Source organism: Allobosea sp. LjRoot9 (assembly GCF_964252745.1).
Classification (GTDB): Bacteria; Pseudomonadota; Alphaproteobacteria; order Rhizobiales; family Beijerinckiaceae; genus Allobosea.
Genome location: NZ_CAXUPC020000014.1, coordinates 14,640 through 32,846 on the forward strand (window position 1 = coordinate 14,640; position 18,207 = coordinate 32,846).

An 18,207-nucleotide genomic window follows, 5' to 3' on the forward strand; every position below is an offset into this window, starting at 1 on the left:
CCGCCCGATCCTTGCCTCGAGACGCGTTCATGATGCCTTAAATGGCCGCGACGTCGTCGCGCGGGATCCAGCGCAGCGTCTTGACCGAGGTCTGAAGCGGGTCGGCAATGCTGCGGCTCCACCCAGGACGCGTCTCCAGGGACGGCGGCGTTGGTCGTTGTAAGATCGGGGCGATTTCTCTAAATATCTATTTATCACCAAGGTCGATAACAAGAAACATCGAAACCATTTCCGTATCAATCGTGGTTAAATCCGATTTTAGATAAATCTCTACAGATCATTAGAATTTTATCGACCTGCTTAGGAAGATCTTAACCACGGATAGCCAGCATGCCCGCTGGATTCCAGCGCCTTCGGCCGCCTGCCCTTCGGGCCAGCAGCGCCGGCCGGGGGGCATTTAGGCCGCGTTTCAGGAGGCTTCAGGTGGTTACTGCGTTGGAGGTCGGCGGACGACACGACGCGCCGTCGCCGACCTCGGCATTCGGCCTGCCGGAGCTGCTGAACCTGCTGAAGCGCAGGCGCCTCATGGTGGCCGCCAGCGCGTGCGTGACACTGCTGCTCGCTCTCGCCTATGTCGTCGCCCAGACACCTGTCTATCGCGCGACTGCCGAATTGTTGGTCGATCCTCAGGCTTTGCAGATCGTCGGCAAGGATATCGTACGTTCGGACAGCTCGGCTTCGATCGACTTCGCCAATGTCGATAGCCAGTCTCTGGTCATGACATCGTCAGGCGTCCTGCGCCAAATGATCAGCGATCTCGACCTTGAACAGGACAGCGCCTTCGCGCCCCAACCCGGGTTTCTCGCGCGCCATTTCGGCAAACTCTTGATGCCGACCCCGCAACAGCGCTCTGCTCAAACGATGGATGCGCTGCGCCGTGCCATCGTCATCCAGCGGATCGAGAACTCGCTCGTCTTCCGCATCATCGTGTCGCATCCCGACGCGACGAAATCGGCCGATATCGCGAACGCGCTGGCCAGGGCTTATTTTCGCCAGGGCAATGACGGGCGCCGCGGTGCGGTCGAGCGCGCCAACGAGTCTCTGATCAGTCAGATTGCCGGGCTGCGGACGCAGCTTAACGATGCCGAAGCGGCCGTTCAGGCCTTCCGGATCAAGAACAATCTCGTCAGCACCGGCGAGACCGGGCTCGTGGTGACGCAGCAGTTGCGCGATCTCTATACCCAGATCAGCCAGGCCAGCGCCGAACTCGCCCGCCAGACGGCGCGGCGCGACGGCATTGCCAACCTGCGGGACAATGGGCTGCTCTCCGATACCATTCCCGAAGCCCTGACGTCGACCAGCGTCGTGTCGCTACGCACGCAATACGCACAGACGGCGCGCGAAGCGGCGAGCCTGGCGCAAACATTGATGCCCCAGCACCCGCGACTGATCGAGATCAGGGCGGAGCTGGCCGAGACGCGCAAGCTGCTCGCCGCAGAGCTGGGACGCGTGCGCTCCTCCGTGCAGCAGGCCTATCGTCAGGCCGAGGCCAACCTTGCCAATCTGCAGAAGCGTGCCAGCGAGTTGACGCGCTCCCAGGAAACCAGCGGCGTGGCCGAAATCCGGCTCCGCCAGCTCGAGAGCGAGGCCGAGGCCATCCGCGCCGTCTACAACGCATCGCTGACCCGCGCCCGCGAGCTCGACCAACAGAAGAAAATCGAGACGAGCAATTCCCGCCTGCTTTCCGAAGCCGTCCCGCCCGCTGTCGCATCCAAGCCGCCTGCGATCATCGTCCTGGCAGCCGCGTTGCTGTTTGGGGCCTGCGCCGGGCTGGGAATCGCCTATCTGCTTGAACTGCTGCCCCTACGAACCGCCCGCCTGCTCCCGCAGAGCGCGCTGACCCCCAAACAGGCCGGCGAGATCCTGGGCGTCGCCAGCGTGGCGCGGTTGCCCAAGGACGTGGCCGAGCGGCAGGCTGCACTCGCACCGACCGCAAAACTGCTCCAGGCGCGGTTCGGGCGACACCTACCGGCCTCCGTCCTGATCGCCGGGCCGCTCGACGCAGCGGTGCAGGCGGATATCGCGCAACATCTCGCCCAGGCGCTGGCGGAGATCGGAGAGAGCGTCCTGATCTACCGCGAGAGTGCAGGGCGCAACGACATCAACATGCGGCGCATCGATGCAGGTACGGGTCCGTCCGGAAGCGGGTCGCGCCGCAGCAACTTCGTGCTCGTCCTGCGTTCCGATGCGACCGACAGCACCCGCGCGATCTCGCCTGACGCGATTGTGCTGGCGGCGGATCTCTCGGGCATGGGGGTGCCCGACATTATCCGCGCGGCGTCCAAGGTCGATCCGACCGGCGAGCTCGTCGTGGCGCTCGTGACCCCTGGCGAGACTGAGCGCCTGTTCCGAAGGTGGCCAAGGGCAGCCGCGTGACATCCGCCCGGGATCGTGTCGCAGACGCAGATGGCTCGCCGCCGCCCTCCCCCCTGACGCTCGCGCTGCTGGTGGGTGCGCTGACCTTCAACACCGCGCTGTGCTTTCTCAACACGAACGTCATGGCCGTCAACGACACCATGGTGATGGGCTCCGAGGTCGTGCTCGTCGCCACGGCGCTCTATCTCGGCCTCGGCCGGAACGCAGCGCCCTATGTCGTGCTGGCCGTCTTCATGTCGTACGCTGCCATGCTGATGGCGATGCGCCCGCTGCTCGACCCGAAGGCGGTGCGTGATTTTCTGATCCCGATCGCCTTCTACCTGCTCGGGCGGAGCTGCCGGGACCCGCGTCTGGCCGATCGCGCGGCCCTGATCAGCGGGCTGATCGTCGTGGCCTTCGGCCTGTTCGAGTTCCTGGCGCTCGACGTCTACGTCAAATATTTCAATATCATCAAATACTACGTCGCGCGCGGCACGGTCGCGCCCTCCGACGTCAAGGCCGATACCGGCGCACTCTTTGCGTCGGGTATTCGGCCCGATGCGCGCACGCTGCTGCCCTTCCTGGGGCCACATCGCGCCTCGTCTGTCTTTCTGGAGCCGATCTCGACCGGAAATTTCGGCGCGATCATCTATATCTGGTGCCTGAACCGGAAAGAGATGAACAAGCGCTGGCTGACGATGGCGACCGGCATCGGCGCGATCATTCTCAGCGACTCCCGCTTCGGCGCCAATGTCTGCATCCTCGCGACGATCACCTGGTTCCTCGCGCCGCGCACGCCACGCTTCGTCTGGCTGGCTGCGCCCTTCTTCGTGCTGGCCGGGCTTGCCATATACGGCTTCACCAGCGCGGAGGTGAGCTGGCAGAACAACTTCGCCGGCCGCCTCCTTTGGACGGCACGGCTGGTGACCTCGCTGTCGCCGTCGGCTGTCTGGGGTCTTTCGCCGGACAAGCCCTTCCTATCGGATTCCGGTTACGCCTATTCACTCAACCAGATCGGGCTGATCGGCGCGATCGGCTTCTGGAGCCTCTTCATCTTCACGCCTGAACGCTCGCGCCGGGCCTGGCGCTTCAAGGTCAGCGTCGCGACCTATATCTGCCTGCTGATGCTCGTCAGCGATTCCGTCTACTCGATCAAGACCGCCGCGCTGCTGTGGTTCCTGACGGGCACCAGCGATGCCGCGCCCGAGGCGGCCGAAGCGGGGTTCGCCACTGAGCCTGCGGGCGCGCGCCCAGATTACTTGGCCGCCGGGACCGTTTGAGCCCGCGGCAGCGCCGCGCCCGAGGCAGGCTCCGCCTCGCCCGTGTGGATCCGTGCCGTGAGCGAGAACTTGCGACGCAGGCGCAGAATCGGCTTCTCTATGACATGCCAGGAGAAGATCGCCATCGCGCTCGCGGCGGCGATCGATAGTGCGAAGAAGGCCAGCCGGTTGTCGATCCACGGCATGAGCTGGATCATCGCCTGCTGCAGCGGATAGCCGTAGAGATAGATGCCGTAGGAATAGTCGCCGCGCGAGAGCGGCTTGAAGACGAGCTTCGGCGACAACCCAGCATAGACTACGATATAGGCGAAGAACGGCGCCGTAACGAAGCTGAAGATCGGATTGGCGTTCCAGTCCGGCGTCCCGAAAGCCGCGATCGCGATATAGGCGGCGACGCAGGCCACGGCATATCTGAAACGGTAGGGAATGCGGTCGCGGTACTGGTAGAGCACGATACCGGCTAGGAAGAGCGGCACCAGCCGCGCCGCGCCGCGCGTCACGAACAGATAGCTGAGGGCATCGTGATAGGGCAGCACGATGCCGAGCTTGCCGCAAAGGAAGATGCCTATCGAGACGCCAAACAGCGCCAGCGTCGCGAGCAGGACGAGGAAGCGCCGCCGGAACACGCCGATGAACATCGCGCCGACCAGCAGGGCGTAGCAGGCGATTTCATGCGGCACCGTCCAGAGCGAGCCGTTGACGATGCGCGGATTGGGATTGTCGAGAAACACACCCGGCAGTTCGTAGTGGATGTTGCCCAGCATGTTTAGGAAATAACCTGCGAAGAGCGGGTCCGAGACATAGCGACCGAAGGTATAGATCGTCAGCAGCGGTCCCAGGACGAGCGCCGACAGGATGATCTCGACGGCGAGCGCCGGCAGGATGCGCAGGCCGCGATTGACAACGAACTGTCCGATCGACAGCCGCTCGGCGCTGCCGGCAACCAAAAATCCGCTCAGCGCGAAGAACATCGGCAGCGGTGCGAAGTCGAACGCCCACTGGGTCATCGGAACGTAGGGCGCCACCGGCGCGAGCGCGGCCTCGGGGCTCGCGACCCGTAGCAGGCCGGTGTGGATGTAGAGCACTGAGAGCGCGAGTGCGATACGCATTGCATCGAAGCCGGGCCCGACACCTTTATGGTCTGCAAGACGCGATCCGAACGTCGCCATGCCTTGAGCTCCTTCCCGGCAGCGGCCCGTCCGCACCGGAGGCCTGATATAACAGCCAAGCGGCTTCAAGGGTGCTCGGGAACGCCTTCGCCAGGCAAAACTTGAAGATATCGTAAACGAGACATCGCCAATTTAGCGCACCCACGGCGGGGTGATCGCCGTTTACCAAAATTTGCAAGATGTTGTCATCGAGATGTTCGAATGCAGGTTTCGGCGAAAACTGCAACGCGCCATTAAATTTTCCGCGGTATGCCAGCCTCATAAGAAAATATCGCGTCGAACACTACAAATCAGGACTTCCCGAGAGATGAGATCGGCAGGGAGCCTCGGCGAGCGCATGGAACGCTCATCTTGACTTCGCATGCGGACGTCATCTTCCGCCGCGAAGTCGCCAGCGGATGAAATGGGCAGGACCAAACAATGAAGAGCAAGATCAGGGATATTCTCAAGACGACGGCGCGGCTACCGGTCGACGTCGCCACCCTCGCCGACGACGCCGATCTCTACAATGCCGGCCTGACCTCGTTTGGCACCGTCGAGCTGATGATGGCGCTCGAAGAAACCTTCGAGGTCGAATTTCCCGACAGGATGATGAACCGCCGCAACTTCGCTTCCGTTGCGGCGATCGAAAATGCGATCCAAAGCATTCTGAGCGAGCGCGTCTGATGGCGTCACTCGCCGGCCGCGCCGCACCCCAATCGCAGCCCGGGATGTCGGCCGAAAGCAGGCAGCGCCCTGTCCTGGTCGACCTCGGCGCGCGTGCAGAGAACGAGAAGGCCATGATCGCCAAGGCCCGCGCGGTTGCACGGATCGCAGCCGAGCATGCAGCCGACGTCGATGTGAAGGCCCGCTTCCCACAGGAGGCCTTCGATGCGCTGCGGGCGCAACGCCTTCTGGGCATCATGGTCCCGGCCGCCGATGGCGGCGAGCAGGCGAGCCTCGCCACCATCGCCGAGATCGCCTCCGTCCTGGCCCAGGGTTGCTCCTCGACCGGCATGATCTACGCGATGCATCAGATCAAGGTATCGAGCCTCGTGGTGCATTGCGGTGCGGAGTCCTGGCATCGCGGCTTCATGGCGCGGATCGCCGGTGAGCAGCTCCTGCTCGCTTCGGCTACGACCGAAGGCGGCGGCGTCGGCGGCGACCTGCGCAGCAGCGTCTGCGGCGTCGTGCGCGACGGCGAGGACTTCACCCTCGAAAAAGAGGGCTGTTTGATCTCCTATGGCGCGCAGGCCGATGCCATCCTGATCACAGCCCGCCGTACGCCCGAAGCACCGCCCTCCGACCAAGTCATGGCAGTGGTGACCCGAGATCAGTACCGGCTGGAGCGCAGCGCGGTCTGGGACACGATGGGCATGCGCGGCACCTGCTCCGACAATTTCACCTTTGCCGGCCGCGCGCCCGCGCAACAGATCATTCCGACGCCCTTCGCCGAGATCGCAGCGCAATCCATGCTCGCCCATGCCCATCTGCTCTGGGCGGGCGTGTGGTACGGGATCGCCGCCGAGGCTGTTGCCCGCGCCGAGAGCTTCGTGCGCGGCGAGGCCCGCAAGCGCCCAGGCACGACACCGCCCAGCGCCCTGCGCCTGGCCGAGCTGCTCGCTCGCCTGCAGCAGTTCAAGGCGCTGGTCGTCGCCGGGCTCGACCGCTACGAACGTGCGCGCGACGATGCCGACGAGCTCTCCTCGATGGGCTTTGTCGTAGCGATGAACAGCATCAAGATCGCCGCATCTCAGAACGTCGGCGAGATCGTCAGCCAAGCCTTCCTGATCTGCGGCATCCAGGGCTATCGCAACGATAGCCCGTCGAGCCTGACACGCCTCATGCGCGACGCGCTCTCGGCGCCGATCATGATCAACAACGACCGAATCCTCGGCAACACATCCAATCTGCTGGCCGTGTACAAGCACGATTCCAGCCTGTCCCGGTGATCCCATGTGCCAGAACTGCCAGCAACAGCAAGGTTTCCTTGCTGAACTCATCGACAGCGGCCTGCTGATCGACACCGGCGTCGACGGTCTCTATGGACGCAGCGGTCTGTTCGAAGAGGTTGTCGCTCGCTTCGACGATCTGATCACCCGTTATGGCGGCCAGGACGGCGCCGAGGTGGCGCGCTTCCCGCCCGCGATGAACCGCAAGCATTTCGAGCGCTCTGGTTATCTCAAGAGCTTCCCCCAGCTCGCCGGGACGGTCCACGCGTTCGAGGGCGACGAGCGAGCCCACGCCGAACTGCTGCACAACGTCTCCGACGGGGTCGACTGGACGGCGGGTCAGAAGTCCACCGACATCGTGCTGACTCCGGCTGCCTGCTATGTGCTCTATCCCGTCGTGGCCAAGCGCGGGCCGGTCGGCAAGAACGGCGCGCTGTTCGACCTGCAGTCCTACTGCTTCCGGCACGAGCCCTCCAAGGACCCGGCCCGCATGCAGCTCTTCCGGATGCGCGAATATGTGCGCTTCGGCACGCCCGACCAGGTCACGGAATTTCGCGCGACCTGGCTGGAGCGCGGCCAGGCGATGATGGCCTCGCTGGGCATGCCGCTGCATATCGATGTCGCAAACGATCCCTTTTTCGGCCGCGCCGGACGCATGCTTGCCAACAACCAACGCGACCAGCGCCTGAAATTCGAACTTCTGATTCCCATCGAGAGCGTGGAGAAGCCCACCGCCTGCCTCTCCTTCAACTACCACCAAGACCATTTTGGCACGACCTGGGGCATCAAGACGGAAGACGGAGAGACCGCGCATACGGCTTGTGTCGGCTTCGGCATGGAGCGCGTCGCGCTTGCGCTGTTCAAGCATCACGGTTTCGACGTCCAGACATGGCCGGCGGCCGTGCGTGACGTGCTTTGGCCGTAAGCGCCATGACCGTCCACGCGACGATCGGGCGACCCGGCGCGCCGGCAGGTTCCGATCCGCTTCTGCCGGGCGACCCGCTCGCCTATCGCCGCCATGCGATGCATTCCGGCGATAGGCACTGGCCGCAGACGAACTGCTATGCCGATCTCTGGATCGAAATCCTGCACACGCTGGACACCGAGCCCGCAGCCGCCTTCGGCTTCACCGTTGCGCAGGATTTCGAAGGCGACCAATTCACCTTCTTCAAGCCGCCGCTCGATGATCTCGAGGCGCTCTATGGTCTGCGCGCCACGGAGCTTGCGCTGTATGACGATCTGATCGGCCATCTTGAACAGCAGATCGCACGGCGGCGCCTCGTGCTGATCGAGCTCGATTCCTTCTACATGCCAGATACGCAGGGCATCTCCTACCGCACCAGCCACGGCAAGACGACGATCGCCGTCAACCGGCTCGACCGTGCAGGCCGCCAGCTCGACTACTTCCACAATGACGGGCTCCACCGCGCCTCGGGCGAGGATTTCGACGGCCTCCTGCGACTGCTGCCGGGCCAGATGCGAGAGGACACGCTGTTTCCCTATGCGGAGATGGTGCGCCTGCCCCAGCGCCTGCCGGGCGACGCGGAGCTGCGCTCGACCGCGTTGCGGCTGCTGGCACGCCATGTCGCAAGGCGACCGGACACCAACCCGGTCTCTGCCTTCCGCGCGGTCGCGACCGCGCAGGCACAGGCTCTTGCCGAGCGGCCGAGCGAGCTCTTCCATCACTACGCCTTCAACACGCTGCGCCAGCTCGGTGCCAATTTCGAGCTGCTGGCGGCCCATCTCGGCTGGCTCAGCACCACCGTGGACCGGCTGGACGATGCGCGAGAGGCTGCGCTTCGGATTGCCGAGGGCGCCAAGATCGCCCAGTTCCATCTGGCGCGGGCGATGAAGCAAAAACGCTTCGAGCGTTTCGACGCGAGCCTCGCCGACCTCGCCACGCAGCATGACATCGTGAACGAGGCGCTCGCCCGCCGCTTTCCGGCTTAAACGCGGATGGCCCGCATCGTCGCGCGCACTGGCGAAAACGTCGAGGCGATCGGGAACTGGAGCTGGCTTGCGACGGAGGCTGACGCCGTCGCGGCCCCGGCTGAGCTGCCGCACGATGGCGCCTGGCAGGAGGCGGCTGTCCCCGGCACCGTCGCAGGCACCCTGCGCGCGCTCGGACGTCTGGCGGACGATACGGCCGAGGCCATCGGCCGACAGGACCACTGGTACAGGACTCGGCTCGACCGGGCGTTGAGCGGTGCCCTGCGCTTCGAGGGGCTTGCGAGCTGGACCGAAATCTGGATCGACGGAACGCTGGCCACCGAGAGCCGCTCGATGTTCCAGCCGCTCGCTCTGGCCGTCAATGTGCCCGTAGGGGCGGAGATTGCGCTCTGCTTCCGTGCATTGGCGCCGAGGCTCGCCTCCGCGCCGCGTCGCTCGCGCTGGCGCCCGGCGATGATCCAGCCGAACGGGCTGCGCTGGTTCCGGACGACGGCCTTGGGCTCGATGCCGGGCTGGTGTCCTGCGGGGCTGCCGACCGGGCCGTTTCGGCCGGTGCAGCGGGCCGAGATCGGCAATGCGGCGTCCGTTATCGCGGGCATCGATCTGCTCACGAGCTATGACGGCGAGGCCGGCACGGTCGCGCTCACGGTGTCGCTGTCGGATGATGCCGGGGGCATATCCCCACGCGCCCTGATGCGGTGCGCAGGACGAGAGGCCGCGTTGAATATTGCCGGGCCCGGCGCGCTATCGGGCACGCTCAACTTGCCTGGTATCGCGCCCTGGTTTCCGCACACCCATGGCGACCCCGCCCTACACGAACTGACACTCCTGATCGGCGGCGAAACCATCGACCTCGGTCGCATCGGCTTTCGCTCGCTTGCCGTCGACCGCGGCGCCGACGGCGAGGGTTTCGGCCTTGTCGTCAACGACGTGCCCATCTTCTGCCGCGGCGCCTGCTGGAGCAGCGCCGATCTGGCCACGCTCGCCTGCGGCCGGGCTGCCTATGAGCCCTGGCTGCGCCTCGCCCGCGACGCCGGCATGAACATGATCCGCATCCCCGGCGTCACCACCTATGAGGACGAGGCGTTCTTCGGGCTGTGCGACGAACTCGGCATCATGGTCTGGCAGGAGATGATGCTGGCCAATTTCGACTATCCGCAAGGCGACGCTGCCTTCTGCGCCGCGATCCAGGCGGAAGCTGAAACGCTGCTCGACGGGACGCAAGGCTCGCCGAGCCTTGTCGTTCTCTGCGGAGGCAGCGAGGTATTCCAGCAGGCGGCGATGCTCGGCGCACCGCCTGCAGCTTGGTCCGGCCCGGTCTTCGACCGTATCCTTCCCGAGGTCGTGTCACGGCTGCGGCCCGATATCGCCTATGTGCCGAATTCGCCTTCGGGCGGCCCGCTGCCCTTCGTCGCCGACAAGGGCGTGACGCATTATTACGGCGTGGGCGCCTATCAGCGCGGCCTCGACGATGCCCGCCGCGCGACTGTTCGTTTCGCAGCGGAAAGCCTCGCCTTCGCCAATGTTCCCGAAGAGGTCTCGCTGGCCTCTGGCCACCCGCCAGCGCTGACGCATCACCCGGACTGGAAACGCGGCGTGCCGCGCGACCTCGGCGCGTCCTGGGATTTCGAAGACGTGCGCGACCACTACCTCCGCCAACTCTATGGGGTCGACCCGGCACAGCTGCGGCGGGAGGATTGCGAGCGCTATCTGGCTCTGTCACGCGCGACCTCCGCGGAGGTGATGGAGGAGACCTTCGCGGAATGGCGTCGGCCCGGATCGCCGACACGCGGCGCACTGGTCTGGCTGCTGCAAGATCTGGTGCCCGGCGCGGGCTGGGGCGTTATCGCCAGCGACGGCGAACCAAAGGCGGCATGGTACGGGCTCGCTCGCGCCTTTCGGCCGGTACAGGTCACGATGACCGACGAGGGCGTCAACGGGCTGATGATTCATCTGATTAACGAGCGCCCGGTTCCGCTCATGGCCAGTCTCGACCTGACATGCTGGCGCGACGGCCAGGTCGCGGTGGTGAAAGCCTCTCGCACGCTCGCGCTCGAGGCTCATAGCAGCGCCAGCCTGTCTGCTTTCGATCTTCTTGGCCGCTTCTTCGACATCTCCTATGCCTACCGCTTCGGTCCTCCCGGCCACGACGCGACCTCCGTCGTGATGCGCGATGAGCAGGGCGGGGCCGTTCTGGCGGATGCGTTCCATTTTTCGCTCGGGCGCGGCCGTGAGCGCCATGATCTGGGCTTGCATGCGACGCTCGAACGCAGCGGCGAAGACTGGGCACTCGCTATTTCCTGTCGGCGTCTGGCACAATCGGTCCATATCGTCGATGCGAACTGGCGACCGGAGCAGAACTGGTTCCACCTTGCCCCCGGCGTGACCAAACGCGTCGTCCTGAAGCCCCGTGGCGAGAACCCGGCTCCGCCGAACGGCGAGATTCGAGCCGTGAATGCCGTGGCCGGGGCCCTCTATGCGCCTGTCGAGGGCGGCTCGGCCTAGATCGACGCGCGTCCTTTCGGACGCGAGGTGCAAATCCAGCTCTTTATTCCGGCATCGGATTTGTCCGAAAAGCGACTGCGCTCGCGCCATGCGGCAGGCGGCAGGCGGCAGGCGGCAGGCGGCAGGCGGCAGGCGGCATATGCCAGAGCGCCCAATAGCAGCACGCAAGGCGCGACGACGTCGAGATTGAGAGATGCGACCGTTAGGAAGAGCCTCGACAGCGAATCGCTGTTGAGGTGCAGCAGCGTCAAGCTGCTGCCGTCAATGCGCCTGGCGGGTGCCTATGGATGGTGTGACGATGGCCTTGATCGGCAAATGATCGGACGCAATGCGAGCAAGCGGCGTGTCATGAAGCTCGACCCGCACAATTGTTTCGGCAGGATAGCCAACGATCCTATCGAGTGCCCAGAGCGGAAACCGGGCGGGAAAACTCGGTATTGCAGCATGGAGCGGTCCAAACTTCGGCGCGAGTCCATGCAGTGTCGACTTCTTGCCCAGGCGCCATTCATTCAGGTCGCCCATTAGAAAAACTGGCCTGCCGTCGGTAGGCTTTGCAGCATTCACGAGCGCTTCGACCTGCTTCGAGCGCGAGCGTCGAAGGAGGCCAAGATGGGCTGCGACAATGCGAACGTCAGCGGCCCCCATCGACAGGTCTATGATCAGAGCACCGCGCGGTTCTACGCCGGGCAATACGAGTTGTCGGCTAGCCGTGACGCGTCCGTTGCGAAACAGCACGACATTCCCGTGCCAGCCATGACCTTGCCAGCGCGTTTCGATCATAACCGGTCGTAATCCCGTCTTGCGGTGCAGAAGTCCCAGATCAAGCAGCCCCGCCCGTGCACCAAAGCGCTGATCGGCCTCCTGCAGCGCGACAATATCGGCGTCGATCTGTTTGAGAACCTCCACGATGCGGTCGGGAGCAAAACGATGATCCCGGCCGACAGCTTTATGAATGTTGTACGAGGCTATCGTCAGCTCGCTGGTGGAATGGTGTGATTCGGGCCGGGAACCTGTCCCCGCCCGGTCCCGACTCCAGCTCGAAATGCGCAGCGCCGGCAAGCGCCTGGCCCGACGGGGTTCGTGAAGATCGGTTTCGTGCATCGAGGTTGTCCCGAAGGCGGCTTGCAACTCATCAATGCCGAAGCGAGGCGAGAGTTCAGCGACGAGCGAACGAATGTGATCGAGCCGGGTTATCTTTGCGACGAGTTTTAACGGTCGCGCGCATGCCGCTTTTCGAAATCCTGGCCAGTTTCTTGGTGGTCATCACGCTCGCCACGACGGCGGCATTCTATTCGTACGGGCGTTTTGCCAGGCGGGCAAAGGGCGAGCCCTCTTCGGCTCTCCCTGTTCGTGACGATGCGACACCGTTGGATCGTGAGCTCGCCCCGCTCCTCCGAAATTACGACGGAGCAACGGGGTTGGTGCTTCTGTCAGACAATCTCATCTTAAGTGAGATCCGACCCGAAAAGCCTTCTCACTGCCATTTGAAGACCTGGATCAGCGCCGGCGTGATGATGACGACGAACAGCACCGGCAGGAAGAACAGGATCATCGGCACGGTCAGCATGGGCGGCAGCGAAGCCGCCTTCTTCTCGGCCGCCGTCATGCGCTGGTCACGGCTTTCCTGGGCCAGGGTCCGCAAAGCGGTGCCCAGCGGCGTGCCGTAGCGCTCGGCCTGGATCAGAGCGGTCGAGACCGATTTGACGCTTTCAAGCCCAGTGCGCAGGGCCAGATTCTCATAGGCCTGCCGCCGCTCCGCCAGATAAGCCAGCTCAGCCGTGCACAGCGCGAACTCCTCCGCGAGCGGTACGGACTGCGTGCCGATCTCGCCGGCGACCTTGCGACAGGCGTGCTCCATCGACATTCCGGACTCGACGCAGATCAGCAGCAGGTCGAGCGCGTCGGGAAAAGCCAATCTCATCGAGGTCTGGCGCTTGCCGATCTGGTTGGACAGAAAGACTTCCGGCGCCTTGATCCCGAGATAGGCGGCGGCGATCCCAATCCCGATCTTGACGATGAAGGGCTGGCCGAAATCGTTCAGGACGAAGACGTAGAACAGCGTGAACAGGAAGAGCCCGATCGGCACGACCAGGCGGAAGAACAAAAAGCCCACCTCGGCTTGGGGGCCGCGATAGCCGGCCATCAGGAGCTTTTGCTTCGCCGTCTCCGTGCCGAGCCAGTCGCCGAGCTTAAACTGGTCGACGATCCGGCGCATATACTGCTTCGGCTCCTGGCGAAGCGTGACCCTGTCCTTCTGCCGGTTGAGCCTGTCGCGCTCGCGGGCGCGGATCTTCTCGCGCTCGCTGGCGACGCCCTTCATGCGCTTTTGCAGGCTGTTGCCTTCCGTCAGCGGGATCGCCAGCGTCAGCACGGTCGCAGCGGCGGCAATGGCGACGAGCATGGACAACAGGAATTGTCCATCGGCGAGCTTGTCTGCGATGAGGGCAATCATCCGCGCCGCCTCAAATGTTGAAGTTGATCATCTTGCGCATCACCAGGCAGCCGATCAGCATCCAGACGCCGCCTGCGACCATTGCGACCTTGCCGACCTGTGTGAGCCAGAGCAGCTCGATGTAGCGCGGGCTGCTGAGGTAGACCAGGACTCCGACGACAGGCGGCAACGAGCCGATGATGCCGGCCGAGGCCTTGGCCTCCATCGAGATGGCCTGGATCTTGTCGCGCATCTTGCGGCGATCGCGGATGACGCGGGACAGATTTCCGAGCGTCTCGGCGAGGTTGCCGCCAGTCTTCTGCTGGATCGCCAATACGATGCCGAAGAAATTCGTTTCGGCGCAGGGCATACGATCATAAAGCTTCGCGGTGGCTTCCGTCAGCGGCAGGCCAAGCGCCTGGCTCTCGATGATCTGCCTGAACTCGCCAGCGACAGGCTCGGCGGCTTCATGCGCGATGATCCGCAGGCAGTCGTTCAGCGGCAGACCCGCCTTGATGCCACGGACGATGACGTCGATCGCATTGGGGAATTCAATCCCGAACTTCTTCAGCCGCTTCGTCTTGCAGCGCTTGATGTACCAGGCGGGCAGACCGAATCCGCCGACGAACAGGCCGATGACTGCAAGGAGCGGCTTCTCGCTTGCCAGCAGCAGGGCCAGCGCGGTCACCACGGCCATGACCGCGCTGACGATGTAATACTTCTTGCGCGTCCAGTTCAGCCCGCCCTGCAACAGGCGCGTTTCGAGGGACAGCTTGTTGCGTGAGTTCTCGCGCTTCTCGATGTCCTTGAGGCTTTGAGCCACCTGGCCGCGCTTGGCCCGGGCTTGTGCCTCGCGGTCGATACCGCGCGCCGCGACGGGACTTGCGAACTCCTTGCGGCGCTTTTCCGCCCGGGCCTGCCCGCTGAGCAACGGATAGAACAGCGCATAGACGACGCCGCCCGCGGCGAGGGTCGCGAGCACGATGACAGCGATGACGCTCTTGTCCATGGCGTGGTGCTCCGCTCAGATCGCGCAATCAGGCCGCATCGGCCTCGCCTTGCCTTTCCAGCATGTCGATCGCCGCCGCGAGGCGCTGCTCCTCGCCATAATATCGCGCCCGCTCCCAGAAACGCGGCCGGCCGATGCCGGTGGCGCGATGGCGGCCGGTGAGCCTGCCAGACGCATCCTCGCCCAGAATCTCGTAGGTCATCAGGTCCTGGGTGATGATGACCTCGCCTTCCATGCCCATCACCTCGGTGATGTGGGTGATGCGGCGCGAGCCATCGCGCAGGCGCTGGGCCTGGATGATGACGTCGACCGATGAGCAGATCATCTCGCGCAGCGTCTTCGAGGGCAGGCTGAAGCCGCCCATGGTGATCATCGATTCGATACGGCTCAGGCATTCGCGCGGCGTGTTGGCGTGCAGCGTGCCCATCGAGCCGTCATGGCCCGTATTCATGGCCTGGAGCAGGTCGAAGGCTTCGGGTCCGCGCACTTCGCCGACAATGATCCGCTCGGGCCGCATGCGCAGGCAGTTCTTGACGAGGTCGCGCATGGTGACGGCGCCGGTGCCCTCGATATTGGGCGGGCGCGTTTCGAGGCGCACGACATGAGGCTGCTGCAGTTGCAGTTCGGCGGCGTCCTCGCAGGTGATCACCCGCTCGTCGAGATCGATGTAGTTGGTCAGGCAGTTGAGCAGCGTCGTCTTGCCCGAACCGGTGCCGCCCGAGATGACGATGTTGCAGCGGACCTTGCCGATGATCTTCAGGATCTCGGCTCCCGGCGGCGAGATCGCGCCGAACCGCACGAGCTGGTCGAGCGTCAGCTTGTCCTTCTTGAACTTGCGGATCGTGAGCGCCGGGCCGTCGATCGCCAAAGGCGGCGCGATGACGTTGACGCGCGAGCCGTCGGCCAGGCGCGCGTCGCAGATCGGCGAGGATTCGTCGACGCGCCGGCCGACCTGGCTGACGATGCGCTGGCAGATGTTCATCAGCTGCGCGTTGTCGCGGAAGCGGATGTTGGTCAGCGTGATCTTGCCGGCGACTTCGATGAAGGTGCGCGTCGCACCATTGACCATGATGTCGGCGATGTCGTCGCGCGCCAGCAAAGGCTCGAGCGGGCCATAGCCGAGAACGTCGTTGCAGATATCGTCGAGCAGCTCCTCCTGCTCGGCGATGGAAAGCACCACGTTCTTCAGCGAGATGATCTCGTTGATGATGTCGCGGATTTCCTCCCGCGCCGATTCACCGTCGAGCTTGGCGAGCTGCGAGAGGTCGATCGCTTCGATCAACGCCCCGAAGATCATGCTCTTCATCTGATAATATTCGTCGGAGCGCGGCGTCTCGACCGGCACGGGCGGGGGCGGCGGGCTGCGCCGCGGATCCTGCCCGCCGGTCTGGTCGAGCGTGCGCGCAAGCCCCGGCGCGGAAGCGGCCGCCTTCACGGTCAGGGCCTGGGGCGAATTTGCGCCGGTTGATCGCTTTCCGAACATCTCAACCCTCTTTCGCGGGCAAGGCGAGACATTGCCCGACCGAGCCGCCCGTACCGGCGCTGATCGTGGCGCACATCATCGTCAGGCCCTGCGGCGCTTCAGCTTGGCGACCAGCGGCTCGAACAGGCTGCGCTTGCTGCGCTTGGCCTCGCCGCGCCCGGTCAGCGCACTGGCTATCTGGACGAAGGCTTCGTTGACCTTGCCGTTGGCCTGAATCTCGGCGATCATCTGGCCATTATTGGCGGCAGTGCCGAAGAGCTGTGCATCGAAGGGAATCGAGCTCAGCACCTCGACATTGAGCGCCTTGGCGAATTCGGAGGCATCGATCTCGGGCCGCTTGGGCAGGCCGACCTGGTTCAACACCAGCCTCGCGCTGGAATCATTGGCGCGGCCGGCGCGCATCAAATCGATCAGGTTCTTGGCGTTGCGCAGCGAGGCGAGCTCCGGCGCAGCGACGATGACGATCTCGTCCGCACTGATCAAGGCGCGCTTGACCCAGGCGCTCCAGAGATGGGGAACGTCGAGGACGACGCAAGGCACGCTGGCGCGCAGCAGATCGAAGAGCTGATCGAACGCATCCTCGGAGAGATCGCAGGTGCGATCCAGCATGGCCGGTGCCGCGAGCAAAGCCAGGTTCTCGCTGCAGCGCGAAAGCAGACGGTCGAGGAAATTGGCGTCGAGGCGTTCCGGCGCGAAGACGGCCTCCGCCACGCCCTGCGGCGGATCCTGGTTGAAGTCCAGGCCCGCCGTGCCGAAGGCGATGTCGAGATCGACGATGACAGTCGAGGCATCGAGGTTGCGCGCGATCGCCCAGGCGACGTTATGCGACACGGTCGAGGCGCCGACACCGCCTTTGGCGCCCATCACCGCGATGACGCGGCCGAGATTGCGGGCGCCGGGCGCGATATAGAGCTCCGACAGCGTACGCAAGATATCGAGCGTGCCGAGCGGAGCGATCAGATACTCGCTGACGCCGCGGCGAATAAGGTCGCGGTAGAGTTGGACATCGTTGACATGCCCGACGACCACGACCTTGGTGCCGGCGTCGCAGGCCTCCGACAATGTCTCAAGATGGCGGACGAGCGTCGCGGGATCGGACACCGTCTCGATCACGATGATATTCGGGGTCGGGGCCGCGCGGAAGGCCTCGACGGCGGCCGCGGGACCGCCCATCTGGATGCGCGCATGCGCCTTGTCCATGCGGCGGTCGGCGATGACGGCCTGCATCGTCGCGGCCACGCCCGGCGTCTCGCAGAAGGCCTGCAAGGTGATGCGCGGAAGTGGGGCGATGATGGCTTCGTTGCTCGGGGCTTCGGCCAGCGTCTCGACGGCCTGATCCTTGTCCATCAGGTTCCTCCGCCGACAGTGGAATTGATCTGCGGCGTCTGCTGCCGGTATTCGGTCGAGGGGTCCTTGCCTTCACGCAGCTTGGTGATGGCGCCCATCCGCTTGGCGATGTCGGGGCGTCCCTCGCTGCGGGCGCGGACGAGATCGATCGGATCGGCGACTTGCGCGGCAAACGTCGCCTGGGTGGCGCAACCCAGATTCCAGTAAGGCGCGTTCGACGCCCCTGTCTTGAAGCTGGAAGCGCCCGTATCCTCCGGCCATTGCCCACAGGAATGCGGCAAGCCGGCCTGGAGCGAAGCGAAGGTCAGGCGGATCGGCGAGGCGAGACCGGGATCGTTGACAGGATAGGTCCGGACCGAAAGCGCTGCAGCGGATACGCCGCTGCGGGCCAGGGTCGCACGGATGGCGTTGAGCGTGTCATGCGCGGCCATCTCGCGACGCATGCCGGTGGGAACCTCGGCAACGAGCCCGCCTCGGCCGGAGCGGCGATACTCTTGGGCGAAGTCGGCGACATCCTCCGCCTGCCTTGCATCGAGCCCGCCACCGGCTCGTCCGACGAAGACGTCGAGCGAGCGCGGCGCATCGCGCAGCACGATTGGGTGGCGTTCGCGCGTATCGATCGGCGCGAGCGAGCCCGTGACCTCGGCGTTTTTCGCGCAGGCGCCAAGCGCGAGCCCCGCCGCCAGGACGGCAGCGAACCCGCGCAGCTGGCGAAGCCTGATATGCTGTGATCGAACCGTCATGGTC

15 protein-coding genes are annotated in these 18,207 nt (G+C 64.6%); 7 read left to right on the top strand and 8 right to left on the bottom strand.

Annotated features, from left to right (window positions below; translation table 11 throughout):
• Nucleotides 1–423 precede the first annotated feature (423 nt).
• Entirely contained in the window at nucleotides 424–2,376 is a 1,953-nt protein-coding gene (locus ACSQ3P_RS30435; protein WP_436169158.1) for a GumC family protein, read from the top strand.
• Entirely contained in the window at nucleotides 2,373–3,635 is a 1,263-nt protein-coding gene (locus tag ACSQ3P_RS30440; protein ID WP_436169159.1) for a UDP-phosphate alpha N-acetylglucosaminyltransferase, read from the top strand. The genes ACSQ3P_RS30435 and ACSQ3P_RS30440 overlap by 4 nt, the downstream gene beginning before the upstream one ends.
• Here the strand turns inward: ACSQ3P_RS30440 and ACSQ3P_RS30445 are convergent.
• Entirely contained in the window at nucleotides 3,611–4,804 is a 1,194-nt protein-coding gene (locus tag ACSQ3P_RS30445; RefSeq protein WP_436169160.1) for an acyltransferase family protein, read from the bottom strand. The genes ACSQ3P_RS30440 and ACSQ3P_RS30445 overlap by 25 nt on opposite strands.
• A 420-nt stretch (nucleotides 4,805–5,224) precedes the next feature.
• Here ACSQ3P_RS30445 and ACSQ3P_RS30450 point away from each other — a divergent pair, with 420 nt between their 5' ends.
• The 5 genes from ACSQ3P_RS30450 to ACSQ3P_RS30470 are packed head-to-tail and all read left to right on the top strand — an operon-like array spanning nucleotide 5,225 to nucleotide 11,190.
• Nucleotides 5,225–5,470, top strand: a complete 246-nt coding sequence (locus tag ACSQ3P_RS30450) for an acyl carrier protein (protein ID WP_436169161.1) — start codon at nucleotides 5,225–5,227, stop codon at nucleotides 5,468–5,470.
• A gap of 44 nt (nucleotides 5,471–5,514) precedes the next feature.
• Nucleotides 5,515–6,735, top strand: a complete 1,221-nt coding sequence (locus ACSQ3P_RS30455; protein WP_436169300.1) for an acyl-CoA dehydrogenase family protein — start codon at nucleotides 5,515–5,517, stop codon at nucleotides 6,733–6,735.
• A gap of 4 nt (nucleotides 6,736–6,739) precedes the next feature.
• Entirely contained in the window at nucleotides 6,740–7,660 is a 921-nt protein-coding gene (locus ACSQ3P_RS30460) for an amino acid--[acyl-carrier-protein] ligase (RefSeq protein ID WP_436169162.1), read from the top strand.
• 5 nt (nucleotides 7,661–7,665) lie between these two features.
• Nucleotides 7,666–8,685: a DUF1839 family protein gene (locus ACSQ3P_RS30465; RefSeq protein WP_436169163.1), complete on the top strand. Its 1,020-nt coding sequence runs from the start codon at nucleotides 7,666–7,668 to the stop codon at nucleotides 8,683–8,685.
• Nucleotides 8,686–8,691: 6 nt separating this feature from the next.
• Nucleotides 8,692–11,190: a glycosyl hydrolase 2 galactose-binding domain-containing protein gene (locus ACSQ3P_RS30470; RefSeq protein ID WP_436169164.1), complete on the top strand. Its 2,499-nt coding sequence runs from the start codon at nucleotides 8,692–8,694 to the stop codon at nucleotides 11,188–11,190.
• Here the strand turns inward: ACSQ3P_RS30470 and ACSQ3P_RS30475 are convergent.
• The 7 genes from ACSQ3P_RS30475 to ACSQ3P_RS30505 form a co-directional block, all read right to left on the bottom strand.
• Nucleotides 11,187–11,441: a hypothetical protein gene (locus ACSQ3P_RS30475; protein ID WP_436169165.1), complete on the bottom strand. Its 255-nt coding sequence runs from the start codon at nucleotides 11,439–11,441 to the stop codon at nucleotides 11,187–11,189. The two genes, ACSQ3P_RS30470 and ACSQ3P_RS30475, sit on opposite strands and share 4 nt — an antisense overlap.
• A gap of 10 nt (nucleotides 11,442–11,451) precedes the next feature.
• Nucleotides 11,452–12,291 (bottom strand): endonuclease/exonuclease/phosphatase family protein, encoded by an 840-nt coding sequence (locus ACSQ3P_RS30480; RefSeq protein WP_436169166.1) that lies wholly within the window; start codon nucleotides 12,289–12,291, stop codon nucleotides 11,452–11,454.
• 373 nt (nucleotides 12,292–12,664) lie between these two features.
• Nucleotides 12,665–13,642, bottom strand: coding sequence for a type II secretion system F family protein (locus ACSQ3P_RS30485; RefSeq protein WP_436169167.1), 978 nt, complete (start codon nucleotides 13,640–13,642; stop codon nucleotides 12,665–12,667).
• A 10-nt stretch (nucleotides 13,643–13,652) separates the two neighbouring features.
• Entirely contained in the window at nucleotides 13,653–14,630 is a 978-nt protein-coding gene (locus tag ACSQ3P_RS30490) for a type II secretion system F family protein (protein WP_436169168.1), read from the bottom strand.
• 28 nt (nucleotides 14,631–14,658) lie between these two features.
• Entirely contained in the window at nucleotides 14,659–16,113 is a 1,455-nt protein-coding gene (locus ACSQ3P_RS30495; protein ID WP_436169169.1) for a CpaF family protein, read from the bottom strand.
• 81 nt (nucleotides 16,114–16,194) lie between these two features.
• Nucleotides 16,195–17,460 carry an AAA family ATPase gene (locus ACSQ3P_RS30500; RefSeq protein ID WP_436169170.1) on the bottom strand — a complete coding sequence of 422 codons (1,266 nt, stop codon included), beginning with the start codon at nucleotides 17,458–17,460 and terminating at the stop codon, nucleotides 16,195–16,197.
• A complete protein-coding gene (locus tag ACSQ3P_RS30505; RefSeq protein ID WP_436169171.1) occupies nucleotides 17,460–18,203 on the bottom strand; it encodes a CpaD family pilus assembly protein in 744 nt (247 codons plus the stop codon). Before ACSQ3P_RS30505 ends, ACSQ3P_RS30500 begins: the two co-directional genes overlap by 1 nt.
• Between the last annotated feature and the right edge of the window lie 4 nt (nucleotides 18,204–18,207).